This is a genomic window from Kribbella hippodromi (assembly GCF_039531045.1).
Classification (GTDB): domain Bacteria; phylum Actinomycetota; class Actinomycetes; order Propionibacteriales; family Kribbellaceae; genus Kribbella; species Kribbella hippodromi.
Genome location: NZ_BAAAPH010000009.1, coordinates 126,615 through 142,569, shown reverse-complemented (window position 1 = coordinate 142,569; position 15,955 = coordinate 126,615). Strand labels below are relative to the sequence as shown.

The 15,955-nt window shown below is 67.6% G+C and carries 12 protein-coding genes and 1 pseudogene; 6 read left to right on the top strand and 7 right to left on the bottom strand.

What is annotated here, in order from left to right:
• On the top strand, positions 1 to 1,614 hold the full coding sequence (locus ABD260_RS16100; RefSeq protein WP_344234339.1) for a type 2 periplasmic-binding domain-containing protein: 1,614 nt from the start codon (positions 1 to 3) through the stop codon (positions 1,612 to 1,614).
• Between the two features lie 138 nt (positions 1,615 to 1,752).
• Positions 1,753 to 4,254 carry a DEAD/DEAH box helicase gene (locus ABD260_RS16095; RefSeq protein ID WP_344234338.1) on the top strand — a complete coding sequence of 834 codons (2,502 nt, stop codon included), beginning with the start codon at positions 1,753 to 1,755 and terminating at the stop codon, positions 4,252 to 4,254.
• Positions 4,255 to 4,257: 3 nt separating this feature from the next.
• Here the strand turns inward: ABD260_RS16095 and fabV are convergent, their stop codons facing one another.
• Together fabV and murA are read right to left on the bottom strand one after the other, a co-directional pair.
• Positions 4,258 to 5,424: an enoyl-[acyl-carrier-protein] reductase FabV gene (gene fabV, locus ABD260_RS16090; protein ID WP_344234337.1), complete on the bottom strand. Its 1,167-nt coding sequence runs from the start codon at positions 5,422 to 5,424 to the stop codon at positions 4,258 to 4,260.
• Between the two features lie 94 nt (positions 5,425 to 5,518).
• Complete coding sequence (gene murA / locus ABD260_RS16085; protein ID WP_344234336.1) at positions 5,519 to 6,805, bottom strand: UDP-N-acetylglucosamine 1-carboxyvinyltransferase; 1,287 nt, start codon at positions 6,803 to 6,805, stop codon at positions 5,519 to 5,521.
• Positions 6,806 to 6,855: 50 nt separating this feature from the next.
• Here murA and ABD260_RS16080 point away from each other — a divergent pair, with 50 nt between their 5' ends.
• Positions 6,856 to 7,434, top strand: a complete 579-nt coding sequence (locus ABD260_RS16080; protein ID WP_344234335.1) for a cob(I)yrinic acid a,c-diamide adenosyltransferase — start codon at positions 6,856 to 6,858, stop codon at positions 7,432 to 7,434.
• 34 nt (positions 7,435 to 7,468) lie between these two features.
• On the opposite strand, the gene ABD260_RS16075 is transcribed toward ABD260_RS16080, so the two are convergent.
• Together ABD260_RS16075 and ABD260_RS16065 are read right to left on the bottom strand one after the other, a co-directional pair.
• Positions 7,469 to 7,996, bottom strand: a complete 528-nt coding sequence (locus ABD260_RS16075; protein ID WP_344234334.1) for a S49 family peptidase — start codon at positions 7,994 to 7,996, stop codon at positions 7,469 to 7,471.
• Positions 7,997 to 9,185: 1,189 nt separating this feature from the next.
• Positions 9,186 to 9,518, bottom strand: coding sequence for a hypothetical protein (locus ABD260_RS16065; protein WP_344234332.1), 333 nt, complete (start codon positions 9,516 to 9,518; stop codon positions 9,186 to 9,188).
• Between the two features lie 175 nt (positions 9,519 to 9,693).
• Here ABD260_RS16065 and ABD260_RS16060 point away from each other — a divergent pair, with 175 nt between their 5' ends.
• The 3 genes from ABD260_RS16060 (at position 9,694) to ABD260_RS16050 (ending at position 13,017) form a co-directional block, all read left to right on the top strand.
• Complete coding sequence (locus ABD260_RS16060; protein ID WP_344234331.1) at positions 9,694 to 10,044, top strand: STAS domain-containing protein; 351 nt, start codon at positions 9,694 to 9,696, stop codon at positions 10,042 to 10,044.
• 85 nt (positions 10,045 to 10,129) lie between these two features.
• Complete coding sequence (locus tag ABD260_RS16055) at positions 10,130 to 12,124, top strand: methylmalonyl-CoA mutase family protein (RefSeq protein ID WP_344234330.1); 1,995 nt, start codon at positions 10,130 to 10,132, stop codon at positions 12,122 to 12,124.
• Positions 12,125 to 12,198: 74 nt separating this feature from the next.
• Positions 12,199 to 13,017, top strand: a complete 819-nt coding sequence (locus tag ABD260_RS16050; RefSeq protein WP_344234329.1) for an aldo/keto reductase — start codon at positions 12,199 to 12,201, stop codon at positions 13,015 to 13,017.
• A gap of 1 nt (position 13,018) precedes the next feature.
• On the opposite strand, the pseudogene ABD260_RS37595 reads toward ABD260_RS16050, so the two are convergent.
• The 3 genes and pseudogenes from ABD260_RS37595 to ABD260_RS16035 all read right to left on the bottom strand — a co-directional run bounded on the left by ABD260_RS37595 (position 13,019) and on the right by ABD260_RS16035 (position 15,864).
• A pseudogene (locus tag ABD260_RS37595) lies at positions 13,019 to 13,358 on the bottom strand (DUF488 domain-containing protein).
• Between the two features lie 20 nt (positions 13,359 to 13,378).
• Positions 13,379 to 14,674: an MFS transporter gene (locus ABD260_RS16040; RefSeq protein WP_344234327.1), complete on the bottom strand. Its 1,296-nt coding sequence runs from the start codon at positions 14,672 to 14,674 to the stop codon at positions 13,379 to 13,381.
• Positions 14,671 to 15,864 carry an amidohydrolase gene (locus ABD260_RS16035; protein ID WP_344234326.1) on the bottom strand — a complete coding sequence of 398 codons (1,194 nt, stop codon included), beginning with the start codon at positions 15,862 to 15,864 and terminating at the stop codon, positions 14,671 to 14,673. Before ABD260_RS16035 ends, ABD260_RS16040 begins: the two co-directional genes overlap by 4 nt.
• Positions 15,865 to 15,955: the final 91 nt, after the last annotated feature.

Sequence of the window (15,955 nt, the reverse complement as noted above, 5' to 3'; positions counted from 1 at the left end):
ATGATCAGCAGAAGAACGCTTCTCGGCGGATCGCTGGCCGCGGCCGCCACCGCCGGCGGATTGAGCGGTTGCTCCACGGTGACCCGATCAACCGATATCGCTGCCTTGAACAAGCCGGTGGCGCTGCCGACGTACAAACGATTCGCCGGCCCGAAACCGGATCTGCCGCGGGTGCATCCGCTGATGCCGGACTGCTTCTACAAGTTCCCGGCGCACCCGGCGAAGGTGACGGACGGGATACCCGGCGACGGCACCACGGTGACCGGTTCGGCACCCACCTCGAACCCGATCCCGCCCACCGCCGATCGCAACCCGTACTGGCAGGAACTCAATCGCCGCCTCGGTTCGCCGCTGGAACTGAACATCACCGCGGCGGGCGACTACACGAACAAGTTCGCCACCTCGGTCGCCGGTGACACGCTGGGCGATCTGTTCAACGTGGACGGTGCCTTCGCGTACCTGCCGCAGTTCCTCGAGGCGCGGGCGCAGGACCTGACCGAGTACCTGTCCGGGGATGCGATCCTCGAGTACCCGTTCCTGGCCAATGCGCCGGCCGACTCGTGGCGCGGCTGCGTATTCTCCGGCGGCATCCGCGCCGTCCCGATCCAGCGCGGCGTGATGTCGTCGAACACACTGCTGGCTCGGCAGGACATCCTCGACCAGCTGGGCGTCGAGCTCGGCTCACCGACGCCGGACGATCTGATGAAGATCGGGAAGGCGGTCACCGATGCGAAGAAGAACCGGTGGGCCTTCGCCGTACCGCCCACCGCCGCGTTGAGCGCGATGCTCGGCCTGCCGAACATCTGGGAGGTGCGGGACGGAAAGCTGGTGCACAGCCGGGAACTGCCCGAGCACAAACAGATGCTGTCGATCACCCGCCAGATGGTGGCGGCCGGCCTGATCCATCCGGACGGCGTCGCGAAGAACAACCAGAAGGTGTGGTTCACCCAGGGCTCGGCGGTGCTGACCCAGGACACGTACTCGTCGATCCAAAGCTTCTACCGGCGGGCCACCTCGCCGGCGTTCAGCGTCTCGCTGCCGGTGCCACGGAGCTCGGACGGCAAGGTCGGCCGGGTGCTGCTCGGGTCGCCGAACAACTCGATCGCGGCGATCCGGCCGAGTTCGCCGGAGCGTACGAAGACGTTGCTCCGCGTACTGAACTGGTTCGCGGCGCCGTTCGGCACGGAGGAGTACTTGTTCCGCAAGTTCGGCCTGCCCGGCCGGCACTACACGCTGAACGGGACCGATCCACAGCTCACCAAGGACGGCGGCAGCGAGGTCTGTTTGGGTGAGTTCCCGATCCAGTACCTGGCCGATGGTCCGTACCCGGCGTACTTCCCCGGTCATCCGGACGCGGTCGACATGGCGTACGACCATCTCAAGACCGTGCTCCCGACAGCGATCCTGCAGCCGACGTACGGTCTGTACTCGCCGACGCAATCCACCAAGGGGAAGATCCTCGACGTCCGGATGGACTCGCTGACCAAGGACATCCAACTCGGCCGGGCTCCACTGAGCGCCTGGGACGACGCGGTCGCCGACTACCGCAAGTCCGGCGCCGACGCCATCCGCCACGAACTGGAACAAGCACTGGCGGTCCAAGGCCGAAAGTAGATACTCGGCAGCTCGACAGTACGTATGCCTCTACTGCGCCCGCGGCGCCCGCCTGGCGCCGCTCAAATCGCACCGCAGTGGTCGTCTACGTACTGTCGAGCTGCCGCCGAATCAGGCGGTAAGCAACAATGGGTCGCGATGACGCTGACTGAGCTGGTGCCCGACACGACCGAGCCTGACGACCTGTACGACGCGTTCGCGCGTTGGGTGGGGGAGCAGGGCATCTCGTTGTACCCGGCGCAGGAAGAAGCGTTGATCGAGGTGATGACCGGGTCGAACGTGATTCTCTCCACGCCGACCGGGTCCGGGAAGAGCCTGGTCGCGACCGGCGCGCACTTCGCCGCGCTCGCGCACGGCCGGCGGACCTTCTACACCGCGCCGATCAAGGCGCTGGTGTCGGAGAAGTTCTTCGCGCTGTGCGACGTGTTCGGCGCGGACAAGGTCGGCATGCTGACCGGTGACGCCGCGGTGAACGCCGGCGCGCCGATCATCTGCTGCACGGCCGAGGTCCTCGCCAACATCGCGCTCCGGGAAGGCTCGGCCGCCGACGTCGGTCAGGTCGTGATGGACGAGTTCCACTTCTACTCCGAGCCGGACCGCGGCTGGGCCTGGCAGGTCCCGCTGCTCGAGCTGCCGGCCGCGCAGTTCGTGCTGATGTCCGCGACCCTCGGTGACGTCGAGCGGTTCAAGATCGATCTGTCCCGCCGTACCGGCCGCCCGACCGCGATCGTCGCGTCCGGTGAACGCCCGGTCCCGCTGGTCTACAAGTACGTCACCACCGCCCTGCACGAGACGCTCGAAGAATTGCTTACCACCCATCAGGCCCCGGTGTACGTCGTGCACTTCACCCAGGCCGCCGCGCTGGAACGTGCGCAGGCCCTGATGAGCATCAACGTCTCCTCGAAGGAGGAGAAGGAGAAACTGAACGAGCTGATCGGAAACTTCCGCTTCAGCAAGGGCTTCGGGCGGACGCTGCAACGGTTGGTGAAGCACGGCATCGGTGTGCACCACGCCGGCATGCTGCCCAAGTACCGGCGCCTGGTCGAGCAACTCGCACAAGCCGGTCTGCTCAAGGTCATCTGCGGCACCGACACGCTCGGCGTCGGCATCAACGTCCCGATCCGTACGGTCGTGCTGACCGCGCTGAGCAAGTACGACGGCCGTCGCCAGCGGATCCTGAAAGCACGCGAGTTCCACCAGATCGCGGGCCGGGCCGGGCGGGCCGGGTACGACACCTCCGGCACCGTGGTCGTACAGGCGCCGGATCACGTGGTGGAGAACGTGAAGGCGCTCGCCAAGGCCGGTGACGATCCGAAGAAGCAGCGCAAGGTCCAGCGGAAGAAGCCGCCGGAAGGTTTCGTCACCTGGGGCGAGGACACGTTCGACCGGCTGGTCGCGGCCGAGCCGGAGGCGCTGCAGTCCCGGATGCGGGTCAGCCACGCGATGCTGCTGAACGTCATCGCCCGCGACGGCAACGCGTTCGCGAGCATGCGGCACCTGCTCCGCGACAACCACGAGGACGCCCGTGCGCAGGTGCGGCTGATCCGGCGCGCGATCCAGATCTACCGCACTCTCGTCACCGCCGGTGTGGTCGAACGTCTCGACGAGCCCGACGAGAACGGCCGGATCTTCCGCCTCACGGTCGACCTGCAGAAGGACTTCAGCCTGAACCAGCCGTTGTCCACCTTCGCCCTTGCGGCGCTCGATCTGCTCGATCCGGCCGACCCCTCGTACGCGCTGGATGTGGTGTCGATCATCGAGGCCACGCTGGAGGACCCGCGCGCCGTGCTCTGGGCGCAGGAGCACCACGCCAAGGGCGAGGCGGTGAACGCGATGAAGGCCCAGGGCATCGAGTACGACGAGCGGATGGAGTTGCTGGAGGACGTCAGCTGGCCGAAGCCGCTGCAGGAGTTGCTCGAGGCAACGTTCGAGATGTACCGGCAGACGCATCCGTGGATCGCGGATACCGGGCTGTCGCCGAAGGCAGTGGTCCGGGACATGTTCGAACGGGCGATGACGTTCGGCGAGTTCATCGGGTACTACGGGCTGGCGCGCTCGGAGGGCATCGTGCTGCGGTACCTGAGCGACGCGTACAAGGCGCTCCGGCAGACCGTACCGCCGGACAAGGTGGACGAGGACCTGGCCGACCTGATCGAGTGGCTCGGCGAGGTCGTCCGGCAGACCGACTCCAGCCTGCTCGACGAGTGGGAGGAACTGACCAACCCGACCACCGAGGAGGTCGTCGCCGCGGTACCGGTCGGCCCGCGCCGGATCACCTTGAACACCAGGGCTTTCCGCGTACTGGTCCGAAACGCGATGTTCCGCCGGGTCGAACTGCTCGCGCTGCACCGCTGGGCCGAGCTCGGCCAACTCGACACCGACGCCGGCTGGGACGCCGCCCGCTGGGCCGAGGCCGGCACCGCGTACTACGCCGAACACGAGACGCTCAACACCGGCCCGGCCGCCCGCGGCCCGGCGCTCTTCCTGGTCGAAGAGCACCCGGGCTACTGGGAAGTGCAGCAAATCATCGACGACCCCGACGGCAACCACGACTGGCGCATCACCGCAACAGTCGACCTCGACGCGTCAGACGATGCGGCCGAACTAGTACTCGAAATGGTGTCGTTCAAACCACTCTGACGATCAGGCCGGCCAGGTTACGTCGACTTCGGTTTCGGCTGCATAGTCCACTCCGGGGACGTCGAAGCCGTACAAGCGGCGTACCTCGGCGAGGAACCAGGCCGCGTCCGTGACCTCGCCGATGTTGTCCTTGGTGGCCGATTCCCAGACCGCGCGAACGTTGGCCTGTACCTCGTCGGTCAGCTCCCAGCGGTCAAGGCGGATGCGGCCTTCCTCGTCAAGGTCGAGGGGCGCCGCGCCGGTGAGCTGATCCCACAACGCGATCGACTGCTCGACCGGCGTCTGCAGGCCCGCCACCTTGTGCAGGATGCTGACGTACAGCCCGATGCCGGGGATCGCCGACGACGCCTGCGTCACGGCAGCACCGTTCACGGACGTCCGCGCCGTCACCCCATCCGCGGCCAGCTTCAGCGCGGTCTGCTCAAGGTCCGCCTTCGCGGCACCGATCGACCCCTGCCGGTACAGCGGACCAGTCAATTCAGACCCGATGTACGTCAGCGCAACTGTGTTGAACCCAGGCTTGAGCAGTTCGCGCTCCTGCAGCGCCGTGACCCAGCGTGCCCAGTCCTCGCCGCCCATCACCTTCACGGTCTGCGCGATCTCGTCGTCGGTCGCGACCTCGATCCCGACCTCCTGCAGCACCGGAGCGCCGTCCTCGAACGCGAGGCTCTTCGTGGTGTGCTCCGCGCCGATCGCCTTCAGCACCGACTGGTACGTCTCGCCGTTCCGCGGGTCCACCCGGCGCGGCGCCGCCACGCTGTAGATCAGGTGATCGATCCCGCCGAGCCGCTCGGCGACGAGGTCCAGCACCTCGTCCTTCGTGGTGTCCGCGAACGCGTCCGCGTTGACGAAGCTCCACGACCGGCCGAGCTCCGCGGCCAGTGCGGCCGTCTCCGCGGTCCGGTACCACCCGGCGGTCGCCGTCCGCCGAGCCGTCGGCGCCTTCTCGAAACAAACCCCGATCCCGTCGACCCCGTACCGTGCCAGTCCGGCGATCGTCGAGGCCAGTCCGTACCCGGAGCTCGATCCGACTACCAGTGCGGTCCGCCGTTCCGCCGTACGCGATGGCACCTCGGCGGCCAGGTCCCGCACAATCCGCGCACACCCCGCCGGATGCGAGTCAAGGAACAGGAAGCCACGCCCCAGAGGCTTGATCACACGCTCAGTCATGCGCAGACCCTAACCCGACCGCTGCGCTGGCGGGTTATGTGATTGCTGGCGTGCTGCAACAGGTCAGCGGTGAAACAACCCGCCAGCGGGGCGCCTAATTCCAGTACAGCTCCGCGTCGTCGGGCTCGACGACCACGTCGGCGCCGAGGCGGCGGAGGTTGCCGGCGAAGTCGGTGTAGCCGCGGTGGACGTGGTGGGCGGCTGAGACCAGGGTCTCGCCTTCGGCGGCGAGGCCGGCCAGTACCAGCGCGGCGCCGGCGCGGATGTCCGAGGCGACCACCGGGGCGCCGGACAGCCGCGGGACGCCGCGGACGACCGCGTGATGCCCGTCGGTCTGGATCTGCGCGCCGAGCCGGGTCAGCTCCTGCGCGAACGTGAACCGGCCCTCGAACAGGTTCTCCGTGACCATCGCCGCGCCGTCGCTGAGCGCGTTCATCGCGATCACGAACGCCTGCAGATCGGTCGCGAAACCGGGGTACGGCAGCGTGACCACGTCCACCGGCTTCGGCCGGTCGTGCATCCGGACCCGGAAGCCCGGGTTCAGCACGGTGATCTCCGCGCCGGCCTTGTGCAGCTTGTCGAGCGGCAGTTCGAGGTGCTCCGCGTGCCCGTTCGAGACCGTCACGTCACCCTTGGTGATGGCCGCCGCGAATGCCCAGCTGCCGGACACGATCCGGTCCGGGACCACGGTGTGGTCGACCGGGTTCAGCAGCCCGTCCACGCCGGTGATCTCGATCCGCGGCGACCCGGCGCCGTCGATCAGCGCGCCCATCTCGACCAGCATCGCCGCGATGTCCTGGATCTCCGGCTCGCGGGCGGCGTTCTCGATGATCGTCGTACCCTTCGCGAGCACCGACGCCATCATGATCGTCTCGGTCGCGCCGACGCTCGGGAAGTCCAGCCAGACCTCGGCGCCGTGCAGCCCCTGCGGCGCCTCGGCGATCACGAAACCGTGCTCGATGTGCACCTTCGCGCCCATCGCCTCCAGGCCCGCGACGTGCATGTTCAGCCCGCGGGAGCCGATGTTGTCGCCGCCGGGCAACGCCACCTCGGCCTGACCACAGCGGGCCAGCAACGGCCCGAGCACCGAAATCGACGCCCGCAGCTTGCGTACGAGGTCGTAGTCGCACTGGTGTTTGACCTCGGCCGGCACCGAGATCGTCGCCAGCCGCCCGTCCGGGTCCACCTTCACCGAGCAGCCGAGCGTGTCCAGCAGTTGCGCCATGAACGTGACGTCGAGAATGCCCGGCACCTGCCGCAGCGTCGTCGTACCTTCCGCCAGCAGTGCCGCCGCCATCAACTTGAGCACGCTGTTCTTCGCTCCGGCCACCTCGACAGCGCCGTCGAGCCGTGCCTCACCCGCGATCCGAAACCGTTCCACTGGTCGACTGTAGCGTTTGACCGGCCTGGGGTTTGCGTAGAGTCCCTGGCATGGCTGTGAACTTGACGCGGATCTACACCCGCACCGGAGACGCCGGCGAGACCCGCTTGGGCGACAACTCGACCACTTCGAAGACCGATCCGCGGCTGGCCGCGTACGGCGAGGTGGACGAAGCGAACTCCGCGATCGGCGTCGCGATCGCGGCCGGGCACCTGAACACCTCGATCGTGGTGCTGCTGACCCGGATCCAGAACGACCTGTTCGACGTCGGCGCGGACCTGTGCAACCCGATCACGCCCGACCCGGAGTACCCACCGCTGCGGATCACCCAGGAGTACATCGACCGGCTCGAGGGCTGGTGCGACGAGTACAACAGTCGTTTGACCAAGCTGCGGTCGTTCATCCTGCCCGGCGGGACCGAGGGCGCCGCGTACCTGAACGTGGCTCGGGCGGTCGTCCGGCGCTCGGAGCGGGCCGGCTGGGCCGCCGTCGAAGCGCACGGCCCGTCCGTCAACCTGCTGGCGATCACATACCTGAACCGCCTGTCCGACCTGCTGTTCATCCTCGGCCGGGTGGCGAACCTGTCCTCCGGCGGCGACGTCCTCTGGGTGCCGGGCGGCGAACGCTAGCCGATCCGCCAGCTACTAGCCGATTTCCCAGCTACTAGCCTATTTCCCAGCTGAAGGGCATCCGCAGTACTCCTGCCGGTGGCAGGCCCAGTGCGCTGTAGAGGCCGGTGGTCAGGCCGTCCAGCGAGAGCGGCGCCGCGGTGACGGCCAGATCATCGGTCGTCACCGGCGCCCGGAGCTGACTGAGCAGATTGCGGTGCGGTACGGACGTGACGCCGATCTCGTCGCGGTCCAGACCAGCCCGGTTGCAGGCGAGCGTCAGCGCATGCTGGAACCCACCGAGCTCGTCGACCAGCTTGTGACTGTGTGCGTCGGCGCCGGTCCACACGCGGCCGCGCGCGAGTGCTTCCAGTTGCTCTTCGGGCAGTCCGCGGTCCTGCGCCGCCTTGGCGACGAAGTCCTTGTAGATGCGGTCCAGCGTCTCCTCCAGCCGCGCCCACTGCTCGTCGGTGAACTCCTCCTGCGCGGAGAACATCTGCGCGTTCGCACCTTCGGATACCGCTTCGCGGGAGATCCCGATCCGGCCTAGTGCGTCCCGTACGACGCCCTTGCCGGTCAGCACGCCGATCGAAGTCGGATCGTAGCCATGTCGTTCTGTGAGCCAAGGAGTTGGTCTTGTGAGTTGTCTTCCTAAGACCGCTTGGCCTCCGACTTCACAGGTCGTCCGGTCGACCGCAAGCGCAGTACCTCGTTGCGGATGGCGTCTGACGCGACGTACGAGCCACCGGGGCTGTCCACGCGCAGCACCACCGCTTTGACGTGGTCGTTGTCGGTCACAGCGCGCAGTGCGGCGCCGATGGTGTCGGAGCCGGAGCCAGGTCCACCCATCGGGCTGTTGGAGTTGCGGCCCACTGAGATGCCACCGGTCACGCGGACCACGGCTACGAGTGGTTTCTGCGGCCAGGGGAACGTCTTGCGCAGCTCATCGACGGTACGCGGGCCGCGCCGGATGTAGCGCTCAGCCAGCAAGCGGTCGTCGTACTGAAGCTGCTTCTCCAACTCGTCGTACACGTCGGAGCGGTAGCCGAGTCGATCGACCAGTCCGGCATCCAGACCGTCCTGCGCGGGCAGGGGCGCGCTGTCGACGAGCTCCCGCACCCGTGCGGTGTCCAGCCGGCGGCGTACCGCGATGCCTTCCACGATCTGCTCGTACGCCGACTCAGCCAGCCGGGACGCCATCTCCCGCGCTGGTGCGGTCATCTCCTTCTCGGTGAAGGTGTCTGCCGCCGTCTTGTACTCACGCCGCTTGCCGAACTGGGGGATGACCCCGGCCTTGTCGAGCGCACCGCGGACGAAAACGGCCTGCACGGTCACACCGGTGATGGCCAGGTCACCGGACGGCTGCAGCCAGATCTCGTCGAACGCCGTGGCCAGGTAGTAGGGGACCGTGCCCTGACCGGCCTCACCGAACGACTCGGTCCAGGCCACTGCCGGTTTGCCTGACGTCCGGAAGTCGGCCACCGCCTCGCGGAGCTCCTGCACCTGTGCGAGTGACAGGCGGTGTGCGCCGAGGTGGGCGACGACGCCGACCACCGAGTCGTCGCGCGAGCCCTTTCGCAGTGCGCCGACCAGCTCGCGCAGCGTCGGCAGGTGGCGGGCACGGAAGGCCGCCACTGGTGAAGCGGGCGGCGTCTCGAGTACGCCGCGGGTCAGGTCCAGCTCAAGCAGAGTCCCCATACTCAGACCCTAGACGCTGGGGAAAAGCGCTGTCCCTTCGCAGCTCTCAGGAGGTTGCGGTGTTAGCTGCTGGGTCAGGGGGCGTCGAGGAGGCCGCGGGCGGCTGCCTCGTCCTGGGGCCAGACGTAGACGGTCCAGCCGTCGTCGGTGCGGGCGGCGGTCGCCTTGATCCGGAACGCTGCCAGCCGGGACACCAGGACCCGGGCGTCGTTGTAGCTGGGCACGGTGCGTACGTCGATCAGCAGGCCGAAGGAGTCCCGCGCGGCCGGCCGCGTGTCCACCCGGCGGACAAGTGAGCCGCCTTTCGCTTTGGAGAAGGCCCAGCGGCACAGCAGCACCATCGAGCCGGCCAGCGCGATGGTCACCACCGGGAACCAGAAGTACTCCTCCGCGAACACACTGCTCATTGTCGCGCGAAGACTGTGTCCACGCCGGTCCGGTGCCGCCGGAAGTGCGTCGTCACCCGAAGTAAAAGTTCGTGAGGTCTTGGCAACCTTCCGTGTCTGCAGGGAGTCTTTAGGGACAAGACGCTGCCACGCGGCCGATCACTCGGGGGCCGCCGGAAGAGCGGAGGGCCCGGACATGCTCGCACCGACCCAGCACCAGACGACCCACCACCAGACCCACCATCAGTCTGACAACGTGGTACATCTGACCGGCATCCTGGACGTCCGCTCAGTGGGCGACGTTCGGCAAACGCTCAACCATCTGATCGACACCTCGGACGGGGACGTGATCGTCGACCTGGAGGCCGTCGACGCGGTCGACGCGACCGGCCTCGGCCTGCTGGTCGCCACCCATCGCCGCACTCAGCTCCTCGGCCGCCAGCTCGTGCTCTGGCACCCGATGCCGTCGGTGGTCCGCATCCTCGCGGTCACCCGCCTGCACCGGGTCCTCAAGGTCGAGCGCACGCCGCTGCCGATGACGGCCTGAGGATCGTTTCGTGTGATCCACGCCCCTGGTGACTCGGGTCACGAGGGGCGGACTCACAAGGGCACAGAGTCCTACTCTCGGGTACATGGCTGCTTCGGATGGAGTCACCGAGAAGGATCGACCGTGGGTGATGCGAACCTACGCGGGTCACTCGTCCGCGGCGGAGTCGAACGCGCTGTTCCGGCGGAACCTGGCCAAGGGACAGACCGGCCTGTCGGTCGCGTTCGACCTGCCGACGCAGACCGGGTACGACGCGGATCATCCGCTGGCGAAGGGCGAGGTCGGCAAGGTCGGCGTACCGGTCGCGCACCTGGGTGACGTCCGCGCGCTCTTCGACCAGATCCCGCTGGCGCGGATGAACACGTCGATGACGATCAACGCGACCGCGATGTGGCTGCTCGCGCTCTACCAGGTCGCTGCCGAGGAGCAGGGCGCGCGTCCGGACGAGCTGACCGGTACGACGCAGAACGACATCGTCAAGGAGTACCTGTCCCGCGGCACGTACGCGTTCCCGCCCGAGGCGTCGCTCCGGCTCACGACGGACGTGATCGCGTACACGGTCGCTCGGATGCCCAAGTGGAATCCGATCAACATCTGCAGCTACCACCTGCAGGAGGCCGGCGCGACCCCCGTACAGGAGCTGGCGTTCGCGCTGTCCACGGCGACCGCCGTACTGGACAGGGTGCGCGACGCGGGTCAGGTGCCGCCGGAGCGGTTCGGTGAAGTGGTGCAGCGGATCTCGTTCTTCGTGAACGCCGGTGTGCGTTTCATCGAGGAAACGTGCAAGATGCGCGCGTTCGTCCAGCTCTGGGACGAGTTGACGCTGCAGCGGTATGGCGTGACCGATGCGAAAGCACGGCGGCTGCGGTACGGCGTCCAGGTCAACTCTCTCGGTCTGACCGAGGCGCAGCCGGAGAACAACGTGCAGCGGATCGTCCTGGAGATGCTGGGCGTGACGCTGTCCAAGAACGCGCGCGCCCGGGCCGTACAACTCCCGGCCTGGAACGAGGCGCTCGGGCTGCCGCGGCCGTGGGACCAGCAGTGGTCGCTGCGGATGCAGCAGGTGCTTGCGTACGAGTCCGATCTGCTGGAGTACGACGACATCTTCGACGGATCGCATGTGATCGAGGCGAAGGTGTCCGCGCTGGTCGACGGGGCGCGCGAGGAGATCGACCGGGTGCAGGCGATGGGTGGTGCGGTCGCGGCTGTTGAGAGCGGGTACCTCAAGCAGGCGCTGGTCGCGTCGCATGCGGAGCGGCGGCAGCGGATCGAGTCCGGCGAGCAGATTGTCGTCGGCGTGAACCGGTTCGACACCACCGAACCGTCACCGCTGACTGCCGATCTCGATACGGCGATCCAGACTGTGGATCCGGCGGCCGAATCCGCTGCGCTGGAGTCGTTGCGAGAATGGCATACCAAACGAGATGCGGCTGCTGTCGACGCTGCCCTCGCCAAGTTGCGGGCGACCGCGAAGACGGCGGACAACTTGATGCCCGCGACCCTGGAGTGCGCCCGGGCCGGTGTGACGACGGGGGAGTGGGCGGGCGTACTGCGGGAGATGTACGGCGAATACCGCGCGCCGACCGGGGTGTCCGGATCGGTCGGTATCGCGGCTGGTGGCGCGGATCTCGCGGCGGTCCGCGCGAAGGTCAAGGCGACGTCGGAAGAGCTCGGTGGGCGGCTGCGGTTGCTGGTCGGAAAGCCCGGGCTTGATGGTCACTCCAACGGTGCGGAGCAGGTCGCGGTCCGGGCTCGGGATGTGGGGTTCGAGGTGGTATACCAAGGCATCCGGCTGACGCCGGAGCAGATCGTCGCCGCCGCCGTCGCCGAGGACGTGCATTGCGTCGGGCTGTCGATTCTTTCCGGATCGCACATGGAGCTCGTACCGCAGGTGGTCGACGGCCTGCGTACTGCCGGGCTGGAGGATGTGCCGGTGGTTGTCGGCGGGATCGTGCCGGAGGGGGACGCGAAGGCGCTGCTCGCCGCCGGGGTGGCCGCGGTGTACACGCCCAAGGACTACGACTTGACCGGGATGATGTCCGATGTCGTGGACGTGATCCGGGCGGCGAACAGGCTGTAGGTATCCGTCGGCGCTGGGTTCCGCCGGCTTGGGATCCGCGGGTGTTGTTTCGGTTGGCGTGGTAGAAGGGTTGTATGACTCAGCTGACGCGCACGTTGTCCAACGGCACCGAGCTCCCGCTGTTCGGGCTGGGGGTTTGGCAGGTCGACGACGGAGCCGAATGCGAACGTGCTGTCACGTGGGCGCTCGAGGCCGGGTACCGGCTGATCGACACCGCGCAGGCGTACCAGAACGAGGCAAGCGTCGGCCGGGCGATCCGGGACAGTGGTATACCACGCGAGGAAATCTTCCTGACCACCAAGTTCTATCCGGGTGGGAAGGACGCGCGGGTCGAGGCAGAGAAGAGCCTCGAGCGGCTCGGTACGCCGTACCTCGACCTGTACCTGATCCACTGGCCGCAGGGCGGACCGACCTGGGCCTGGCCGGGGATGCAGGCGGCGGCCGAGGCCGGCCTGACCAAGGGCATCGGCATCTCGAACTTCGGCGCCGACGAGATCCAGGAGCTGTCGAAGGTCGCGGAGATCCAGCCGGCGGTGAACCAGATTCAGTTCAGCCCGTTCGAGTACCGGCGGGCGCTCGTCTCCGCTTGTGAAGACGCAGGCATCGTTGCGCAGGCGTACAGCCCGCTGGGGACCGGCAAGCACCTCGGTGATCCGGTAGTAGCCAGGATTGCCGAAGCCACCGGTCACACGCCCGCGCAGGTGCTGATCCGGTGGGCGATGCAGAAGGGGCTGTCGGTGATCCCGAAGTCGACGCATCAGCCGCGGATCCTGGAGAACTACAACGTGTTCGACTTCGAGCTGGACGCTGCCGCGGTGGCTGATCTCGACGGGCTCGACACGACCGGTGAGACCGCGGACGCGTTGTCGCGCAGCAACAAGTGGTGGTCCTGAGCTACTTCAGGATGTCCGCCAGCACCGCGGCCTGGCTGATCTCGGCCTGTTTGGTTGCGGTGAGCAACGTCAGCTTGCCCTTGGCCAGTTTCTTGAGCTGTTCAAGGGCTTGCGCGCGTTCTGGCTGCTGAAGTTCCTCCCGGTACCGGCGGGCGAACTCGTCGTACCGGATCGTGTCCGTACCACTCGCGTAACTCGTTGGACGGGGCAACTTCTTTGCACCACTCGTCCAGATGGGCCTGCTCCTTGCTGATTCCACGCGGCCATAGGCGATCGACCAGTACGCGCTTGCCGTCGGTGTCGTCGGCGGAGTCGTAGATCCGCCGCACTCGTACCACCATCGGGGTCACCTCCTGGGTTTCTACGGTAGCGGCCCTTGGTTGTCGTAACCGCGGTGGCTGTCGTCGCCGCCGTGGCTGTCGTGGCCGTCGTAGCGGAGGAGTTGTGGGGTCCAGAGGGCGAGGAGGGCGAGCAGGACAACGAGGAGGAGTCCGCTCACGAAGGTGGTGATGCTGACGCCGTAGTGCTCGGCGAAGGCGCCCAACGCGAGGGAGGCCACCGGCATGATGCCGATCGCGAGTTCCTGGACGCCGAGGGCGCGGCCGTGCAGGGATTCGTTGGTGGTCATCAGGAGCAGCGTGGTCTGCAGGACACCGAACGCAGCGCTCATCACGCCGATCGCGGCCATCAGTACGAACGACGCGATCGGGCTGTGCGACAACCCGAAGACGGCCCAGAGCGTTCCCCAGATCGCGGTACCGACGACGAACATGCCGCCCTTGAACCGGAAGTCGCCGAGCCACGCGATCACCAGCGAGCCGGTGAGTCCGCCGACGCCGGTACAGGTCAGCAGCCAGCCGAGGCCGGCCGCGTCGAGGCCGAGCGACTCCTGCGCGAAGACCGGCATGAACGACTGGGCGATCGGCCAGATCAACGTGTTCGCCGCCAGCGTGACGAGCAGAACCGTCGAGGCCAGCCGGTTCCGGGCGATCTCGCGGAGGCCGCTGGTGACCATCCGGACCGCGGATCCGGTGTGCCCGCCGACGACCCGCCCGTACTGGCGCAACGGCAGCAGCGTGACGAGCGAAATGGCATACCAAAATGTGGAGACCCACAATGCGGCCGGTGCGCCGAGGCCGCTGATCATCAGGCCGCCGAGCGCGGGGCCGATCACCTGCGTCATGTTCAGCGCCATCGAGTTCAGCGCGTTGGCGTTGCTGATGTTCTGCCGGCCGACCAGGTCCATCACCAGCGAGGCGCGGGCCGGTTGTGAGGGCGACTGGGCCAGCCCGATCGCGAGTCCGCCCACGACGAGCACCCAGTACGGTGCCCGGCCGAGCGATGCCAGCGTCGCCACGGTGCTGACCGCCACCAACGCCCACGAGGCCGCGATGATCAGCAGCCGAACCCGGTTGTGCCGGTCCGCGTACGCTCCGGCGAACGGTCCCAGCAAGAGCGGTGCGAGTCGTACGGCGGTGTACACGGCGACCAGGAAGTCGGAATGCGTGGTCTCGTACGCGAGCCAGCCGAGGACGAGCGTCTGCGTCCAGACCCCACCGAAGAAGAACAGATTCGACAACCAGAACAGGCGAAACGGCCGGTTGTCGCGCAACGAGCCCAGGGTCCTCTCGACGACCGTGGCAGTCCCGGTACTCACACCTGGAGGACGCCGTCGCGGACGACGACCTCTCCGCCGGCGATGACGAATTCACGCCGCGGCGCGCGGACCAGGACGTCGGGAACGTTCTCGGCGTCGATCAGTACGATGTCGGCGCGGGCGCCCGGTGTCAGGCCGTGCACCTCGCGGTGTACGAACGGCGCGGCGGCCGTGGTCGCGAGCTCGATCGCGTACGTGAGGTCGGCGTCTTCGCGCAGACCGTGCAGCCGGGAGAAACCACGGGCGATCTGCAGCAGATCACCGTCACCGTACGGGGACCAGAGGTCGCGGATGCCGTCCGTACCCAGTCCGATCGCGACACCGGCGGTCCGCATCTCGCGCCAGGGCAGCGGCGCCGAGTTGACCGGCGCGACCGTCGTCCAGGAAACCCCGGCCTCGCCCAATTGGTATACCATTTCCGCCCGCCGCTGCGGCGCCAGCTCACCGAGCGCGAACCCGTGCGACACATTCACCCGCCCGGCCAGTCCGCCGGCCGTCGTCCGCTCGGCGATCAGCTCGTACTGGAACGCCCCGAGGTCGCCGCGGTCGTGCAGGTGAATGTCGATGCCGACGTTACGCCGGACCGCGATCTCGAAGAGCGCGTCCAGCTGGCCGACCGGGTCGCGATCGATCGACGCCGGATCGAGCCCGCCGATACTCGTCGCCCCTTCGGCCGCTACCTGATCGAGGAGCTCCAGTACGCCCGGCCGCCGTAGTACACCGTCCTGCGGGAATGCGACGATCTCCACGTCGACAGCACCGTTCAGAGCGGCGGCAGCCTCGTGCACATTGGCGATTCCGCGCAGTCCGACGCCAAGATCCACGTCCACGTGCGTACGCGTCGCGGTCGTCCCGTGGCGCAGGAACTCGCGAAGGACAGCCTTCGTACCGTCCACGCTCGGGATTCCGTACTTGTCGCGCTCGGCTCGCTCATGCGCGATCCGGCCCTGGGTGGTCGGCTCCCCGCCGTACGAAACCCACGGCTGGCCCCACCAGCTCTTGTCCACATGCGCATGGGCGTTGATGAACCCCGGCAAGGCCAGCAACCCACGGCCGTCAAGCCACTCCACGCCCTCGCCGCGGACGGCACTCCCGGCCGCCACGACTTCGGTGATCACGCCATCCGCAACCACCAGGTCGACCAACGCCCCACCCTGGCCCCGGACCCCACCAACTACCAAGCTACGCATGCCGGTAATGGTATACCAAATTGATCTGGGCTCACTCTGCAGGCGGCAATTCGGTATACCACCCGGTAGTGATCGGGTAAGAAGGGGCCGG

Excerpts from the sequence above, each read along its gene's own strand:
- ABD260_RS16100 (WP_344234339.1), top strand. The coding sequence starts at position 1 with ATGATCAGCAGAAGAACGCTTCTCGGCGGATCGCTGGCCGCGGCCGCC.
- ABD260_RS16095 (WP_344234338.1), top strand. The coding sequence starts at position 1,753 with ATGACGCTGACTGAGCTGGTGCCCGACACGACCGAGCCTGACGACCTG.
- fabV (WP_344234337.1), bottom strand. The coding sequence starts at position 5,424 with ATGACTGAGCGTGTGATCAAGCCTCTGGGGCGTGGCTTCCTGTTCCTT.
- ABD260_RS16080 (WP_344234335.1), top strand. The coding sequence starts at position 6,856 with ATGGCTGTGAACTTGACGCGGATCTACACCCGCACCGGAGACGCCGGC.
- ABD260_RS16065 (WP_344234332.1), bottom strand. The coding sequence starts at position 9,518 with ATGAGCAGTGTGTTCGCGGAGGAGTACTTCTGGTTCCCGGTGGTGACC.
- ABD260_RS16060 (WP_344234331.1), top strand. The coding sequence starts at position 9,694 with ATGCTCGCACCGACCCAGCACCAGACGACCCACCACCAGACCCACCAT.
- ABD260_RS16055 (WP_344234330.1), top strand. The coding sequence starts at position 10,130 with ATGGCTGCTTCGGATGGAGTCACCGAGAAGGATCGACCGTGGGTGATG.
- ABD260_RS16050 (WP_344234329.1), top strand. The coding sequence starts at position 12,199 with ATGACTCAGCTGACGCGCACGTTGTCCAACGGCACCGAGCTCCCGCTG.
- ABD260_RS16035 (WP_344234326.1), bottom strand. The coding sequence starts at position 15,864 with ATGCGTAGCTTGGTAGTTGGTGGGGTCCGGGGCCAGGGTGGGGCGTTG.